The organism is Moorena bouillonii PNG, assembly GCF_001942495.1.
In the GTDB taxonomy this organism is placed as follows: Bacteria; Cyanobacteriota; Cyanobacteriia; order Cyanobacteriales; family Coleofasciculaceae; genus Moorena; species Moorena bouillonii.
In genome coordinates this window covers 1,542,395-1,557,723 of record NZ_MKZS01000001.1, presented here as the reverse complement: position 1 = coordinate 1,557,723, position 15,329 = coordinate 1,542,395, and the positions used below count along the sequence as shown (strand labels likewise).

The following is a 15,329-nucleotide window of genomic DNA, read 5'->3' as shown; positions in this document are numbered from 1 at the left end:
AGCACTTTATGGGCTTTACCTTTCGATGAAGTATTTCCAGTTGAGTGTTGACAGTCAACAGTTAACGTTCAACACTCAATTAGCCAGCCATGAATTAGCCAGCCATCAATTTTTACCTTTCCCTGTTGATGTTGATCAAAACACAAATAGACAGAATTATATGGATAAAACTGTGCTATATATCTGTGTTTAGCAATCCTGGTTGGATTCCTGTTTTGCCTTACTCAGTTCTCAGGTCACGACAGTGGTAACTTAAGGGCAGGGTGAGATTCTGAAGGACGAATTCGGTATTTAACCAGATTGGCGAGATCTTGTAGTTGACCAATTGCTTCAGCACCTTCCAACTTCATCAGTTCTCGGTCATCGCGCATTTCAGTCCAAGTGATCCCGTAATCTGAAACCAAAAATCGAATCAGGTGATTGTCCCCCAAGCTAACCATAAACGATGCGCTATTCATCTGCCCACCACAGGTGTAGCAGGAGGCTAAATAGCCTTGGTTTTCTAGTACAATTGCCAACGCCTGGAGATTCATTACTAAATCTCTGACAAATTGACGGTGCTCCTCTGCAAGTCGTATAAACACGTCTGTTCTCCAAACACCACTCCTAGATTTTAGAGCTTCTATTCTTTCTTAAAAATTTAATCTTCATGTTTCAATATAAATCAGGATAGAATTGGGGGATTTTTTCTAAAAAATAGACTTTTGTAAATCTTTTCCTTAATCTCTTGCCTTGTTCTATCCCAAAATCAACCTGTCGGTCAAGGCAAATTGGCTCCCTTGTCATAATTTTCATGAGTCAAGGGATATACATTAGTAGTTTCTATATGTTTATCAGAATTCTTTAACTAACCTAACTACCGGTCAAAGTGCAACCGATACTTCCGTGTGATTAGGGAGTCGCACGATGTTAATTTACTTGCCACCAACCAAATCCAGGTCCTATAAATCTCACCGTTAGCCAGAAGACAATCATAAACACAATACCAGCCCAAGCTCCCCTAGTGGTCCATTTAACAAACTGCTCACCCTGACTTTTAGTTATCGGGAGCCATGGAAATATGTTGGCTTCTTTCCCGTAGTCTTCTCCCAGTGCTGCTTTACGGCGTTTTGCTTCACCCATAATCGTTTTTAATCACTCAGTGATAATAATAACCTATGCATTGAACAATGGTGGGCGTGAGCAGAGGTGGTGTATAATTTCTTAACTTTAGGGGATGATCAGCATTGGCAACCTCAATAAATTTACTAAGTCGCCAACAGTATCATCACGGCTGCCCTTATCCCCCCGAAGATCGGGGGGCAGGTAAAAGGCAAAGGGATTAGGATAATTTCTTCAGCGTTTTATCAGTGTGGTGCCACCTTTTACCTTTTACCTTCAAATTACCTTCAAACCTGTACCTCTTCCAGCATCAATTTAGAACGCTTGAGTTCTTCTGAAAGGGGAACAGGGTAATGACCTGTGAAACACGCAGAACAAAAACTGTTGGAGTCTTGCGCTGTGGCTAGCATCATTCCCTCCCAACTAAGATAAGCGAGGGAATCCACACCAATATAATTGGCTATTTCTGCCACTGACTTGGTGGCGGCAATCAGTTGCTGTTGGTTATCCGTGTCTATTCCAAAGAAGCAAGGATGAGTGACTGGGGGCGAGGACACTCGCATATGTATCTCAGCCACACCTGCATTACGCAAAGCTTTGATAAGTTTGCTGCTGGTGTTTCCTCGAACAATGGAGTCATCTACTAGTACCAGTCGTTTACCAACTAAGACATCTTTGAGGGGATTAAGTTTCATGCGGATGCCAGTTTCTCGCATACTCTGAGTGGGTTGGATAAAGGTACGACCTACATAGCGATTTTTAATCAGTCCCTCTCCATAAGGAATACCGGACTCTCGGGAAAAGCCGATAGCTGCAGGGACACCAGAATCGGGTACAGCAATCACCATGTCCGCATCCGGTGTTGACTCTTTTGCCAGCTGACGCCCCAGGCGTAACCGATAGCTAAACACAGTTTCATCATCCATTACGCTATCAGGGCGAGCAAAGTAAATCATCTCAAAGATGCAAACTTTGCGCTCTGGCTTTTGACTCCAGTGGAAGGAAGCAATGCCTTCGTCATTAATCCACACTAATTCTCCCGGTTCCACATCCCGCAGATACTCAGCACCGATAATGTCTAAACCACAGGTTTCTGATGCTAGGACATAGCCCCCAGAATTCTCACCTAAGGTGCCAATCACTAGAGGGCGAATGCCATTGGGGTCACGAACACCCATTATTCCAGCGGGTGTGCCAATCACTAAACTAAACGCTCCTTGGCAAGATTGAAAGGCACTCACTGCTGCTTCCAACCACCCTTTGCCATGGTTAACCTCTGTCGCGATCGCTAGGGCGATTAGTTCTGAATCCGTAGTGGTCATCAAGTTCGAGTTATGCTTTAGTAAATCATCACGTAATTGCATAGTGTTGACCAAGTTACCGTTATGAGCCAAAGCCAAAGGTCCTAAGGGAGTTTCCACCACGGCTGGTTGAGCATTAGCGATGTGGCTAGAGCCAGTGGTAGAGTAACGGTTATGACCAACTGCTATCTGACCAGGTAGCTGAGCCAAAATTTCTTCATTAAAGACCTGGGAGACTAGCCCCATATCCTTGTAGACATGCAGCTGCTTGTCATCAAAGGTAGCAATCCCTGATGATTCCTGACCTCGGTGCTGTAGGGCAAATAGACCAAAGTAAGTCAGCTTAGCGACATCTTGCTCTGGTGCATAGATACCAAAGACTCCGCAAGCTTCCTCTGGCTTGTCCAAGTGCTGGGGATAGTCATCCTTGGACTGATCACAATATTGGTCAGAGGAAAGGGATTGGTTGGGCTTCATAACTATTATGGCTTGCTCCTAATTGCGGCATGAAGTCGGTGGAACCTAAATCCTCTGAGGATTGGTTCTGTATATTTAATTAAACTTAATGTTTCCTTAACGATATCACCTATAGGATATTATTGTGGTTCAATGTCGGCAATTGCTGGATATTCCTATGGCGGTTACTGCATTTTGCCCCCCGAAACCAAAGCTAAAACATAGTGCCTGCCTGACTTGGCACTGACGCGCTATAGTTACGAAATCCAAATCCCATTCCGTTTCCCTCAACCCAATACAAGGGGGTAAGACTTGGTGTTTTAAAGCCATTAAACAAAAAGCAGTACCAATGGCTCCAGAGGCACCAAGAGTGTGACCGGTGGCTCCTTTGGTAGAACTGATTGCCACCCCTTGGGGAAATAGCTGCTGAATCAGCTCCGCTTCATTCTGGTCATTAAGTTTGGTTCCGGTACCGTGGGTATGGATATAATCAATATCTGTAGGAAATAGGTGGCTGCGGTCTAGACATTGTTTGATAGCTGCGATCGCACTGTGTCGATCTGGATTAGGTTTACTGACATGATAAGCGTCCGAGGTTAAGCCAAACCCCAATAATTTTCCATAGATAGGCGCTGCTCGACGACGAGCCAAATCCTCTGACTCCAATACCAAGACAGAACCTCCCTCTGCCAACACCAAGCCTTGACGTTGCTTGTCAAAGGGGTAAGCACCAGTTTTTGCTAGAGCCCCCATTTTAGTAAATCCGGCTAGGGTTAGAGGAGTAATTGGTGCTTCTACAGCACCAGCAATTACTCTTTGGCATTGACCGGTTTGAATCAATTCAAATCCTTGAGCGATCGCCCAAATTCCTGTTGCACAAGCTGCCATTGGTGCTAGGACTGGGCCAAAGGAACCAATGTAATGGGCAGCAGCAATAGCCGGTTGATGGGGTAGAGTGTCTAACCAATGCTCTAGAGTTAATATCTCCTCATTTAAGATATCAAATCGGGGATACTCTGGTTCGGTGTCGAGTTTGCCATGACTAGTCATCTGTTCCTGGGCTAGTTGCTCCCAAGCCGCCTGACAGCTACGACTGGAACCAATCACCACCCCACAATCCTTGAGAGGGATGGTTAAGTTCGCATCTTCAAGAGCATCTGCTACAACCTGGTAGATCAGCTGTTCAACAGAAGCTGGTGTCTGACCAATCATCGCCAACGGTAGAGGTGATAAATTGGCAAAGGGTCGATACCACCTAATAGCCGACTCACCGTTTAGCAAATGCTGCCAACTGGGTTTGAGGCGACCTAAAGCAGATACTAATCCAATCCCAGTAACGCATACCTGCACGGATTCGTTTAAAGATCGTTAATCTTTATCTTAAGGTTTCTTCAGGTTTTCGATGCCTTGAGTGACCTTGACTGATTCAATGCGATCGCCTTGCTGAATTTTGTCTACCACACTCATACCATCAGTGACATAGCCAAATACAGCATAGTCCCCATCCAAGAAAGGCAGGTCTGCTAGGGCAAAGTAAAACTGTGAAGAGGCTGAGTTTGGCATTTGGGAACGAGCCATGGCTACAGCACCACGAGTATGATTCAACTGAGGACGACTACTAATTCCAGCTGCCTTAAAGGTTTTGCTGTATATCGGTCCGGCTGCCCCCTTCGGCTTAATTTCTAATGGGATGTAACGAGTTTCCTTGGTTTGTGGATCTATGAAACCCCCTGTGCCCAGACGCTCTACTGGGAATTTTGGGTTTTTTCCTTGGGGATCACCACCTTGGACAACAAATGGTTGAGGTTCCCTTACCACTCGGTGAAACACTAGTCCGTCATAAACACCCTTTTGAACCAGATCTACAAAGTTGCCAGCTGTAATCGGGGCATTGGTGCCATCGACTTCAATAGTAATCGGCGAGCCTTTTACCCTCAGCTCAACAGTAGCTTTTTTGTCTAGTCGGGGTAAATTGCTGAATTGGGGATTGCTGGTGGTCTCAGCAGGAGTAGATTTGTTTTGGGGAGTTGATGATTCCGTTGAGTTCGACGTTGAGCCACTGCATCCTGCTATTACCAGAGCTAACACTACTAACATCACAGATAGCCAGCGCCGGATATTCATACTCATGCTTAGTTTAACTAGATAGTTTATATTTGTTTAATTTTTAAGTTTCTGTAGCCTATACTACTTATTTTATTTAAACAGCTTTATTTAAACAGCTTTATTTAAACAGCTTTATTTAAACAGCTTTATTTAAACAGGAAGCAACTTGATAAGGGAGTGGGCCACCTGAGACTTTACAACCCTTCCAAGGGAACTCCGAGGAAACGAGCCAGCTCTGCTCCCTGATTTTCTAATTCCGAAAGGGAGATGGGTTGACCGACACGAGTAAGAGGAACTTCCCGGCGATCCTTAGTGCGGACGTAGAGGACTCGGCGTGGATTTAGACCCTCTTTGATGTCTACTCGAATCGACTGGACATCTTCTGTACGGCAACTGAATTCGACTTCACGGTTTTTACCGGGAAAGCCAGACCGCACTACTCTGACCATAGCTGTTTCTTGGTTAAATTCATTGTACCCTCCACCGATATCCCAATAAATGGTTAGCCATAGGTAGAGAGATAGCAACAGCGCAGCAACGCCATAGAAGCCCATTGCTACTCCCTGAGGGATAAAAATTAGGTTGGTTGCATCTCCAATCGGGAGTAGATCCATGTTGAGATAACTCGAAAGGCCTGCGAGGAAAAAGCCTATACCTCCTATGGATACAGCTCCTGCCACTAAATAGTTGCTCAAACGGCGAGAGCCAAGAACCGATTGTCGAAGTACCAGGTTTTCCAGTTGGTTGGTGGATGCTGCCATGAGAAGATGTGGTTGCCTCTAAGAAATCTGACTTGACAATAGTGCTGAGGAGCGAGAGTAAATCAGTAAGTTATGGATACTCCAGCGAGCTCATCTAGAATTAGTATCACATTTTTGACCAACACAGGGAAATTATGTAACTTTTGACACTAAATCTAAAAAAAATCTGAGGAGTATGTGTAATTTTGTAAAATTTTTGGTATTTATTATTATTGTATGTAACGTTTGTAACCCAACTCTCCTTATGGGAGAATCATGTCAAGGGTTAAACTGCATGATAGTTTAAGAAACATTAAGTGACCACAGCCTAACCTTATAGCCTGTGGCATCCCGTTAAAAGACAATCCTGTAAGAGGGAAGTGACTCTTGCCTCACTGAACTCTAAGGGAAATCCACCTCTAGAAGGGTGGGAGTGTCGGTAAAAAGACGTAAAAGCGTCCCAATTTTGAATCCTTGCAAATCGTTATATGTATGAGGATTTGAATCTATGACAGTAGCAGTAGGACGCGCCCCCAGCACCAGAGGATGGTTTGATATCCTCGATGACTGGCTCAAGCGCGATCGCTTTGTATTCGTCGGCTGGTCCGGCATTCTGTTGTTCCCCTGTGCCTACATGGCGTTAGGGGGCTGGCTAACTGGTACCACCTTTGTTACCTCTTGGTACACCCACGGCTTAGCCTCTTCTTACCTCGAAGGTTGTAACTTCCTGACCGTAGCAGTATCCTCTCCTCCTAACAGTCTGGGACATTCCCTGCTGCTGTTGTGGGGTCCAGAAGCTCAAGGAGACTTGACCCGCTGGTTCCAACTAGGAGGGTTGTGGAGCTTTGTGGCATTCCACGGAGCGTTTGGTCTAATTGGGTTCATGCTGCGGCAATTTGAAATTGCGCGTCTAGTAGGCATCAGACCCTACAACGCGATCGCATTCAGTGCGCCGATTGCAGTATTTGTCAGCGTGTTCCTGATGTACCCATTGGGACAGTCGAGCTGGTTCTTTGCTCCTAGCTTCGGAGTAGCAGGTATCTTCCGTTTCATCCTGTTCCTGCAAGGCTTCCACAACTGGACACTGAATCCCTTCCATATGATGGGCGTAGCCGGGGTACTAGGTGGTGCTCTGCTGTGTGCCATTCATGGGGCAACGGTGGAAAATACCCTGTTCCAGGATGGGGACAAAGCAAACACCTTCCGGGCGTTCAACCCGACCCAAGCGGAAGAGACCTACTCAATGGTCACCGCTAACCGCTTCTGGTCTCAAATCTTCGGGATTGCCTTCTCCAACAAGCGCTGGTTACACTTCTTCATGTTGTTTGTACCAGTAACTGGCTTGTGGATGAGTGCAGTAGGAATTGTAGGTTTAGCATTGAACCTGCGAGCCTATGACTTCGTGTCTCAGGAAATCCGGGCAGCAGAAGACCCAGAATTTGAGACGTTCTATACTAAGAACATTTTGCTAAATGAGGGTCTGCGGGCTTGGATGGCTCCAGCAGACCAACCTCACCAAAACTTTGAGTTCCCTGAGGAGGTACTACCGCGTGGTAACGCTCTCTAATACTATGGTTGCGGGCAATCGCGACCAAGAATCTTCCGGTTTCGCCTGGTGGTCTGGTAATGCCCGTCTGATCAACCTCTCCGGTAAGTTGCTGGGAGCTCATGTTTCCCATGCTGGCCTGATCGTTTTCTGGGCTGGCGCAATGACCCTATTTGAGGTTGCTCACTACATTCCCGAAAAGCCTGTGTTCGAGCAGGGATTGATTCTAATCCCTCACATGGCTACTTTAGGTTGGGGTGTTGGTCCTGGTGGCGAAATTGTTGACACTTTCCCCTACTTTGTTATTGGTGTCCTACACCTGATTTCTTCTGCCGTATTGGGCTTTGGCGGTATTTATCACGCCGTTCGTGGTCCTGAAGCCTTAGAACAGTATTCTAACTTCTTTGGTTACGACTGGAAGGATAAGAACAAGATGACTAGTATCATCGGGTTCCACCTGATCATGTTAGGATTGGGTGCCTTCTTGCTGGTGATCAAGGCCATGTTCGTCGGCGGTGTTTATGACTCTTGGGCACCCGGTGGTGGTGCTGTTCGTTTGATCACCAACCCAACCCTGAACCCTGCTGTGATCTTCGGCTACTTAGTCGATGCTCCCTTCGGTGGTGAAGGTTGGATTATTGGTGTCAACAACATGGAAGACATCATTGGCGGTCATATCTGGATTGGTCTGATCTGCATCTTTGGTGGTGTATTCCACATTCTGACTAAACCCTTCGGCTGGGCTCGTCGTGCCTTTGTCTGGTCTGGAGAAGCTTACCTCTCCTACAGTTTAGGTGCCTTGTCCATGATGGGCTTCATTTGCTCTTGCTACGTGTGGTTCAACAACACCGCTTATCCTAGCGAGTTCTATGGTCCTACCAATGCTGAAGCGTCTCAAGCTCAGTCTTTCGTATTCTTAGCCCGTGACCAACGCCTAGGTGCTAACATCGCATCTTCCCAAGGGCCTACTGGTCTGGGTAAATACCTGATGCGCTCTCCTACTGGTGAAATCATCTTCGGTGGTGAAACCATGCGCTTCTGGGACTTCCAAGGTCCGTGGTTGGAGCCTCTACGGGGTCCCAATGGTCTGGATGTTAACAAGCTCAGAAATGACATTCAGCCTTGGCAGCTACGTCGTGCTGCTGAGTACATGACCCATGCTCCTAACGGTTCCATCAACTCTGTAGGTGGTATTATTACTGAGGCAAATTCCTTCAACTATGTCAACCCTCGTGCTTGGTTGGCTAGTTTCCACTTTGTGATGGCTTTCTTCTTCCTAGTTGGTCACCTCTGGCACGCTGGTCGTGCACGGGCTGCCGCTGCTGGATTCGAGAAAGGTATTGAGCGTGAAACTGAAGCAGTACTTAGTATGCCTGACCTTGACTAGGTGATTTTATTGAGTGAAAACTCAATGGTAAATCAGACTAAGAAAGACTAATTAATGGCTAATTAATGGCTAACTAATAGCTAAGTGATTTTTACAGCTCCTGTACTCTACAGGAGCTTTTTTTTGGAACAGTTTTGTGGATAACTCTTGTCTAAGTTGGTCATCGCTGTATGCAGGTCATGGGTAAGCTGTGCAGCTCCTTTTTTAACTGACTGAGTACTATAATCTGCTACACTAATCGGAGATCCAACAGTTACTGTGACATCACAACCCCATTTAGGGATAGGCTGGCTATAATTAAGAGCAATCGGTACAATATTGAGACCAATACCAGGGTGAGATGATTCTACCTGCAAGGCAATACGAGCCATACCAGGTTTTAAGGGGTTTACTTCACCATTTCGGAAGATATTGCCTTCAGGAAACATTACCAGTGCTTCGCCATTGCTCAGGAGTTCCACAGTTTGACGGATACTGCTAATTCCTCCACGTCCAGTATTTACGGGAAACCCTCCTACACGACGGATAAACCAGCCCTGTATGCCATTCATTTCATCGGCTGAGACCATATACCGCAAGTCACGTCCGGTTACGGGTTTACCAACGGAGAAAGGAACTATTAACGCATCCCAACGAGAGCGATGGGTGGGAGCTAAAATCACAGGACCTGTCTTAGGAACGTTCTCTTGCCCTGTCACGGTAAGTTGACCAAAATGAAACGGAATAACAACACGCCGTCCTAAGGGATAGATAATGTTAGTTAACCAGTGGCAAATACCAGAATCTACTGACATGGCTTTCATGGCGTTATCATGATCGTTACCATCATCAGAAGTGTGTTTTAACGTTGTTGTCATTGGTCAATCCTACTTACTGGAAGTAGAGCTAAACTATCAAGGATCAAGGGTTTGTCTTAAATCCTTAACCTTCACTTCTACTGTATGTGGTTTCAAGATCAATATCTGACACTAACGGGACACTTCTTGTGGTGTCATGCCCTAGTCTGTTTCCTATACATACTAAGGTTATTAATGGTGTGGTTGAATGCTTACGATCTTTTGCGTCGCTGGGTAAACCAAGATTGCAACTGTTCCCGACAAACGGATTCCATAATTCCCCCTATTACTGGCAACCGATGATTAGAACAAGCACTATCAGGAAGATTACCAACGGTGCGAATGCTGCCAGTTTTAGGATCATCGACACCATAAACCAGAAAACCGAGTCGTGCTAGGATAATCGCTCCGGCACACATGGGACAAGGTTCCAAAGTAACGTAGAGAGTGCAGTCATTAAGATGCCAGCTTTGCAGCTGTTGACCAGCAGCACGGAGTGCCAGGATTTCGGCATGAGCAGTGGGGTCTTTGTCCCGCTCTCGGCGATTCTCTCCTGTCGCAATTAACTTACCTTCACTGTCTACAATCACTGCACCCACTGGTACTTCACCCGCTTCACCAGCTTTCTGGGCAATTTCTATGGCTACACTCATCCATTTGCGATGGATGAGATAGCAGTTATCAATCGGGTTAGGTACTTCCATTCTGGGGAATCGGGAGTCGGGAGTCGGGAGCAGGGAGCAGGGAGGGAAGTGTGGGGAGATGGGGAGATGGGGAGATGGGGAAGTGTGGGGAGATGGGGAGATGGGGAGATGGGGAGATAGGGATTAATTTGTTATTGCTATTTTCACTTTTAAAGTGTTAACTTAAATCCATAAAAATTGGATTTATTGTAACCATTTATAGCGGGAGACCCCTTCCCGCCGACAAAACAGACTGAGCGATAGCGAATCCGCATTAATTAACTTGGTATTCATAGCCATCAGCTCTAAATATTGTTTGCAAATATTTGGGATGTACATCAAAGCGCTGGCTGGGTAACAGCAACATAAAACTGGGACGATAACGAATAGCAATTCGCCCTGTGTACTGTCCAGCGTATTTTCCTTTTGGGATGTCAGCTTTAACAATGTCGCCCGTCTGAAAGCCTCGAAAAAATTTAGCTTTGGGTGCATGAGCTTTTGGAAAACCGTATTTGTCAGTTCGGCATCGTTGCCGAACACCATGACCTTTGGCTTTGACTATCAAGGGCTTGACACTTCTAATTAACAGTTTTTCCGGAGTAGATTTACCTACACAAGCAGCATCTGTCCAGTGGGTCTTATTAATCCCTCTAGTTTTACGATTGAACTTAGTCAAACCGCCGGAACCAGTCTCTACAGGGAATCCAGTTAGTTTTAGTCTTCTGAATAGTTCCCAGCGAGTCGCATTCACTGCTGCGGCATCTTTAAGCGGAGCTTTTGCTTTAGCTAATACTTCTTTCAAAACCTTCGGTTTTTTCTTGAGAAACTTTTCAATAGGGTCGCTTCCTTTCTTTTGGTTACAGCCTCGACAAGCCAAGGTTAAATTGCTAACTCGATTACTGCCTCCCTTTGACCTGGGATGTATATGTTCTACTTCTAGCGGGACATTTTCAGCACCACAATAAACACAGCTTCGTCCCCACTTAGCAAGTAGATATTCCTTGACTTCAGACCCAAACAACTCACCTCGTTGATATTCAATTCCTGAGATTTCAGGATTCTGCATTTTTTGAGTGTCAAAGCGGGCTAACTCTTGAGAGATTGCAATTACAGGACATAGCTTGGTGAGTCGTCTAACCCAAGTTTCAATGTTAAAAACTCGACTCATTAACGATGGAGGAAGCCAACCTTCTGGTTTTCTACGATTAAGAAATCTAGGCTTACGGTAACGAGTTTTACGGTTACGCCGCCCACGTCTCAAAGCTCTACGAGATTCAAGATTATTTTTAATCTGTTGTCCCCGGTGATAAATTTCTAAGGCATTGGTTGCCCGTCCCGTTGACTCTTGAATGATGGCTATACCTGTAGTTTTACTTCCTGGGTCTATCTTGATTCGATGTGGATGAGTAGCAGAATCATCAATAATTCTGTCTTGCATAATAATAGTGAATGGATAATACTTAAAAACTTTAGCCCTCCTTTTTTTGAGTAATTCTCTAGCTCTTGCCGGATGACAAGTATCTAGAGGTTGTTTGTTTTTATCTAGTACAAAAACTCGCATTACTTTGAACACTCCTTTTTAGGGTAAAGTTTGCCTCGACGATGTTAAGACTCGGTACTTTGTAAGTAACACTGGCTTTCCCGGATGACCTGTTTAATTACTCACTTCTAGAGCTTAAAGCTGGCACGCACTTCAAGGTAGGAATTTTAACTCTTAGTCTTAACGGCTGCTAGTCAAAAAAACTAGCCGTCTGGTCAACAGGCTCTTTCAAGCCCACACCGTAATCTATGATTCGGTGTGCGGTAGTTGACATTTTGTAATTGGAAAAGGTTAGGGGAATTCCTGGTTCACATTCTTCTGGTCGATGGTCACCTAGGACAAAATAAGCTGCGCCTTCTCCGATCACTTCAGCGTAACCGTTGTAGTTTACAACTACTGATGTTGCTTCGTCTACCCCGATGCCTAAAACTTCTTCTGCATCAGTATCTTGGAGCTGGCGAGCAATGAATACCATCAGGCGACCCATCCGCTCTCGTTCGCTAAAGTGGGTATCGACAATGACTGATTCTAGGTCTCGCCATGTAAATAGGTGATTGGTCAAGCTAATGTAATGGTCATAGGGGTCATTGAGGGCTTCATCGGAGCGGATTGAACCTTGACAAGCATCATAGACAAAACTACCTTGAATCATGGCACCAGCACTGGTTCCACCAATCGCGCCACCTTTCTCAAGGACGTACGCGATCGCATTATGAGTCTCTGTGCCCTGGAAATTCTCAACGTAGTCGCACTGGTCACCACCAGTAAAAAATAATACTTCAGCATTTTCTACCGTAGCCACCACATCCGGTCGATTAGCATCATCACGGCTATCGAGCACTAGGGTTTCTACAGAATTAACCCCGTTCATGTCATAGATCGGTTGATTGTAGCCATCACCACCAAAAGACCGGATTACTACTACATCAACTTTGCGATCGCATTTGCTGCAATCTCTAACTTGGTTAATCATCCACTGGATCGCTTCATCCACATCAGGACCACCACCACCCAAGTCAAAGGCAGGACCATCTAAAGACAGACCAACATTAGGCGATTCACTAATTTGATAGCGCTTGACCGTAGCAGCAGCAGGAAATGCTACTACTCCCAGCATGATCACGAATACTAAAGCACTAATAACTAAACGTTTCACAATCTTGATTCACCCTGAACGCTTAGAGGTTGTCTGAGAAGTCTCATTTGCTACATCCAAGCCCCCTAAATCCCCCAATTTTGGGGGACTTTTAGAAGCAAATTGACTCTTATTCCCCCCAAAGTTGGGGGGCTAGGGGGGCAAAATTCAGTATAAAAAAACTTTTCAGATATCCTCTTAACCGTTCAACCTTAACTCTTCTATTCCGATCTTGCACGAAGTTGAATATTTCACTTTAAAGGTAGGGAATAGGGAACATCGGAGATCCCCCTAAATCCCCCTTAAAAAAGGGGGACTTTGAGTATGGCTCCCCCCTTATTAAGGGGGGCTGGGGGGGATCATAATCTTGCATAAAACTTTGAAAACACGCCCTAGTGCTATATCAGCGCGTTTATCGCATTTATGAGGTACGCTTCATTGCCTCAAAGTCCCCCTTATTAAGGGGGATTTAGGGGGATCCCTTCCTCATGGGATAGAAAACTGTTACATATAGCATTTTTACTCATTGCTTTGATGCAGTCGCTGATTATAGCACTACCGATTAAGGTGAGGACATTGATACAAGTAGAAAAGCTGTTATAGTACACTTTTGCCTTTTGCCGTCTTGATGCAGTCGCTCATGGGGGAAACCCCCAAGACCGCGCTGCATCGCTTTTGCCTTTTGCCTTGCCCGTAGCGCTATATGTCCAACTCCTCATACCTCCCTATTCCCGATTCCCTTCCAATAGCGCTACAATTCCAAACCCCCCTGCTGCAACTTCTTAAATGGATCCAGAATTAAATCCATAATCCGACGCTGGCGGACAATTACTTCTGCTGTTGCAGTGTCCCCTGGGCGGAGAGCAATACATTCTTTTGGTGTGGGCATACAGGTTTTATTCAGTTTAATTTCTAGGTCATAAGTAGGCACTTTACCCTGCTCCGTTTCCGTCACCTTGGAGGTTGGAGAAATCTTGATTACTGTTCCTTCTACTACCCCATAGTCTTGAAAAGGATAAGCATCAAACTTCATTTTTACTGCCATTCCTTCCCGTAAGGAGCCACTTTCTGAAATAGCGATCTGCGCCCGCAGGGAAAGGAAAGACCCTTGTGGTGCAATCTCGACTATAGTGTCTCCAGGTTGCACTACAGCTCCGGCACTTTTGATCGGGGACTGAAACACGATTCCCTCGATCGGAGCAGCTAACACCCTTTGATTTAACTGAAATTCCAAGGATTTAATCTGACTTTTACTCTGGGATAGTTCGGCTTGGAGGGTAGTAATTTGGGTTTCTATATTCTTGAGTTGTTCCTCACTTTTTAGTAAAGCCAGCTTACCAGAATGAACCAAGGTTTTATAACTACGTTCTTGCTCTTGCAAGCGCAGGCGAGCTTGTTTAATATCAGCGGAGGCTTGATGAATGGTCTTTTCATAACTACCTTGTTGCTCTTTCAGGCGAGACTGAGCTTGTTTTATGTCTAATTCAGTTCTGATGATATTTTTCTGGGCTTCTTTGGCTGACTGTTGCACATCTAAAAAGCGTTCTTTTGACAAAACCCCTTCTTCATAAGCGTTTTTGTAACGGGGAATTTTTTCCTCAGCACTTTCTAAACGAATGGTTTCTAATTCATAGGCAACCTTCCTAGAGTCTATCGCCTGCCGTGCCTGCTCTATTTGTGCCAATAGTTCTTCCTTTTGTAAACTGTAGGCGAACTTAAAGGCTTCCAGATTCTGCCGTGCTTGCTCGACTTGCGCCTGTTTTTCTAACTCTTGAGCTTGGTTTTGTTGCTCCTGGGTACGCAGAGCTAGTATCAATTGGTTTTTCAGCACCTCTAATTGATTCAGGCGATTCTGTTGCCCTTCTAATTTTTTTTGTTCCTGCTGAAGTTCAGTGCTAACTAACTCGGATTCCAGTTCTAGTAAGGTTTGACCAGCCGTTACCAATTCCCCTTCTTTGACCTTAATTGCTGCTACCGTTCCTGCCACTGGAGCATCAAGTTTGATAGTTTCCCCCGTAGGTTCCAATCTTCCTCTGGCTTTCCCCGTCTCATCCACCTGAGCTAAGATCGCCCAAGGTAACGCAATACCGATAAATACTATCAAAAAATACAGTAATCCCCTTGTCCAAACCTGGGGTAATGTATCCAGCAGTTCCTTAGTAGCATAAGACCAGTCATGACCCTGGAGCGGTTGAGAAGTCTGTTGGGTGAGTAACTCCTGATACCGACGCTGGTCTGGAAGAGTTTGAGTAGGACTATGTCCATTCAATGTATGATTTTCAGGCATAGCAGTATTGTGGATTGTTGGCTAAAGGATGAAAAAAATTACGGTAAATTAACTCAGCTGAGGCAGGGCTGGGGAGGATCGAGCCTTGGGGATGTTGTTAAGGGTGTTGATCCCCCTAAATCCCCCTTAATAAGGGGGACTTTACCGATTGAGGCTGGGCTGGGGAGGATCGAGCCTTGGGGATGTTGTTAAGGGTGTTGATCCCCCTAAA

General features: G+C 45.5%; 14 protein-coding genes. 3 read left to right on the top strand and 11 right to left on the bottom strand.

Annotation, left to right across the window (positions count from 1 at the left end; genetic code table 11):
- Window positions 1-236 precede the first annotated feature (236 nt).
- The 6 genes from BJP37_RS06365 to BJP37_RS06340 form a co-directional block, all read right to left on the bottom strand.
- A complete protein-coding gene (locus BJP37_RS06365) occupies window positions 237-584 on the bottom strand; it encodes a DUF1815 family protein (RefSeq protein ID WP_070391648.1) in 348 nt (115 codons plus the stop codon).
- Between the two features lie 325 nt (window positions 585-909).
- Window positions 910-1,122 carry a DUF2839 domain-containing protein gene (locus tag BJP37_RS06360; protein WP_075897373.1) on the bottom strand — a complete coding sequence of 71 codons (213 nt, stop codon included), beginning with the start codon at window positions 1,120-1,122 and terminating at the stop codon, window positions 910-912.
- A 266-nt stretch (window positions 1,123-1,388) separates the two neighbouring features.
- The gene (gene purF / locus BJP37_RS06355; protein WP_075897371.1) at window positions 1,389-2,879 is read right to left on the bottom strand and encodes an amidophosphoribosyltransferase; all 1,491 of its coding nucleotides are present in this window, start codon (window positions 2,877-2,879) and stop codon (window positions 1,389-1,391) included.
- A gap of 129 nt (window positions 2,880-3,008) precedes the next feature.
- Window positions 3,009-4,208, bottom strand: coding sequence for a beta-ketoacyl-ACP synthase (locus BJP37_RS06350; RefSeq protein ID WP_075897369.1), 1,200 nt, complete (start codon window positions 4,206-4,208; stop codon window positions 3,009-3,011).
- Between the two features lie 30 nt (window positions 4,209-4,238).
- Window positions 4,239-4,988: a peptidylprolyl isomerase gene (locus BJP37_RS06345; protein WP_075897367.1), complete on the bottom strand. Its 750-nt coding sequence runs from the start codon at window positions 4,986-4,988 to the stop codon at window positions 4,239-4,241.
- A 170-nt stretch (window positions 4,989-5,158) separates the two neighbouring features.
- A complete protein-coding gene (locus BJP37_RS06340; RefSeq protein WP_075897365.1) occupies window positions 5,159-5,725 on the bottom strand; it encodes a photosystem I assembly protein Ycf4 in 567 nt (188 codons plus the stop codon).
- Window positions 5,726-6,212: 487 nt separating this feature from the next.
- On the opposite strand from BJP37_RS06340, the gene psbD reads away from it, so the two are divergent.
- Complete coding sequence (gene psbD, locus BJP37_RS06335) at window positions 6,213-7,271, top strand: photosystem II D2 protein (photosystem q(a) protein) (RefSeq protein ID WP_008183309.1); 1,059 nt, start codon at window positions 6,213-6,215, stop codon at window positions 7,269-7,271.
- Window positions 7,255-8,637: a photosystem II reaction center protein CP43 gene (gene psbC, locus BJP37_RS06330; RefSeq protein ID WP_075897363.1), complete on the top strand. Its 1,383-nt coding sequence runs from the start codon at window positions 7,255-7,257 to the stop codon at window positions 8,635-8,637. Before psbD ends, psbC begins: the two co-directional genes overlap by 17 nt.
- A 107-nt stretch (window positions 8,638-8,744) precedes the next feature.
- On the opposite strand, the gene BJP37_RS06325 is transcribed toward psbC, so the two are convergent.
- Window positions 8,745-9,431, bottom strand: coding sequence for a lysophospholipid acyltransferase family protein (locus BJP37_RS06325; protein WP_081431457.1), 687 nt, complete (start codon window positions 9,429-9,431; stop codon window positions 8,745-8,747).
- A gap of 254 nt (window positions 9,432-9,685) precedes the next feature.
- A complete protein-coding gene (gene tadA, locus BJP37_RS06320) occupies window positions 9,686-10,177 on the bottom strand; it encodes a tRNA adenosine(34) deaminase TadA (protein ID WP_075897359.1) in 492 nt (163 codons plus the stop codon).
- On the opposite strand from tadA, the gene BJP37_RS40815 reads away from it, so the two are divergent.
- Window positions 10,136-10,297, top strand: a complete 162-nt coding sequence (locus tag BJP37_RS40815; RefSeq protein ID WP_198954361.1) for a hypothetical protein — start codon at window positions 10,136-10,138, stop codon at window positions 10,295-10,297. The two genes, tadA and BJP37_RS40815, sit on opposite strands and share 42 nt — an antisense overlap.
- Before the next feature lie 133 nt (window positions 10,298-10,430).
- On the opposite strand, the gene iscB is transcribed toward BJP37_RS40815, so the two are convergent.
- From iscB to BJP37_RS06305, 3 genes are all read right to left on the bottom strand, one after another.
- Window positions 10,431-11,717 (bottom strand): RNA-guided endonuclease IscB, encoded by a 1,287-nt coding sequence (iscB, locus tag BJP37_RS06315; RefSeq protein ID WP_075897357.1) that lies wholly within the window; start codon window positions 11,715-11,717, stop codon window positions 10,431-10,433.
- A gap of 169 nt (window positions 11,718-11,886) precedes the next feature.
- On the bottom strand, window positions 11,887-12,852 hold the full coding sequence (locus BJP37_RS06310) for a cyanophycinase (protein ID WP_075897355.1): 966 nt from the start codon (window positions 12,850-12,852) through the stop codon (window positions 11,887-11,889).
- Window positions 12,853-13,582: 730 nt separating this feature from the next.
- On the bottom strand, window positions 13,583-15,118 hold the full coding sequence (locus BJP37_RS06305; protein ID WP_075897353.1) for a beta-barrel domain-containing protein: 1,536 nt from the start codon (window positions 15,116-15,118) through the stop codon (window positions 13,583-13,585).
- Between the last annotated feature and the right edge of the window lie 211 nt (window positions 15,119-15,329).

What these genes read in the sequence shown, in the direction of transcription:
- purF (WP_075897371.1), bottom strand. Translation starts at nt 2,879, where the DNA reads ATGAAGCCCAACCAATCCCTTTCCTCTGACCAATATTGTGATCAGTCC.
- BJP37_RS06340 (WP_075897365.1), bottom strand. Translation starts at nt 5,725, where the DNA reads ATGGCAGCATCCACCAACCAACTGGAAAACCTGGTACTTCGACAATCG.
- iscB (WP_075897357.1), bottom strand. Translation starts at nt 11,717, where the DNA reads ATGCGAGTTTTTGTACTAGATAAAAACAAACAACCTCTAGATACTTGT.
- BJP37_RS06305 (WP_075897353.1), bottom strand. Translation starts at nt 15,118, where the DNA reads ATGCCTGAAAATCATACATTGAATGGACATAGTCCTACTCAAACTCTT.
- BJP37_RS40815 (WP_198954361.1), top strand. Translation starts at nt 10,136, where the DNA reads ATGGATGAGATAGCAGTTATCAATCGGGTTAGGTACTTCCATTCTGGG.
- BJP37_RS06325 (WP_081431457.1), bottom strand. Translation starts at nt 9,431, where the DNA reads ATGTCAGTAGATTCTGGTATTTGCCACTGGTTAACTAACATTATCTAT.
- BJP37_RS06360 (WP_075897373.1), bottom strand. Translation starts at nt 1,122, where the DNA reads ATGGGTGAAGCAAAACGCCGTAAAGCAGCACTGGGAGAAGACTACGGG.
- psbD (WP_008183309.1), top strand. Translation starts at nt 6,213, where the DNA reads ATGACAGTAGCAGTAGGACGCGCCCCCAGCACCAGAGGATGGTTTGAT.
- BJP37_RS06345 (WP_075897367.1), bottom strand. Translation starts at nt 4,988, where the DNA reads ATGAGTATGAATATCCGGCGCTGGCTATCTGTGATGTTAGTAGTGTTA.
- tadA (WP_075897359.1), bottom strand. Translation starts at nt 10,177, where the DNA reads ATGGAAGTACCTAACCCGATTGATAACTGCTATCTCATCCATCGCAAA.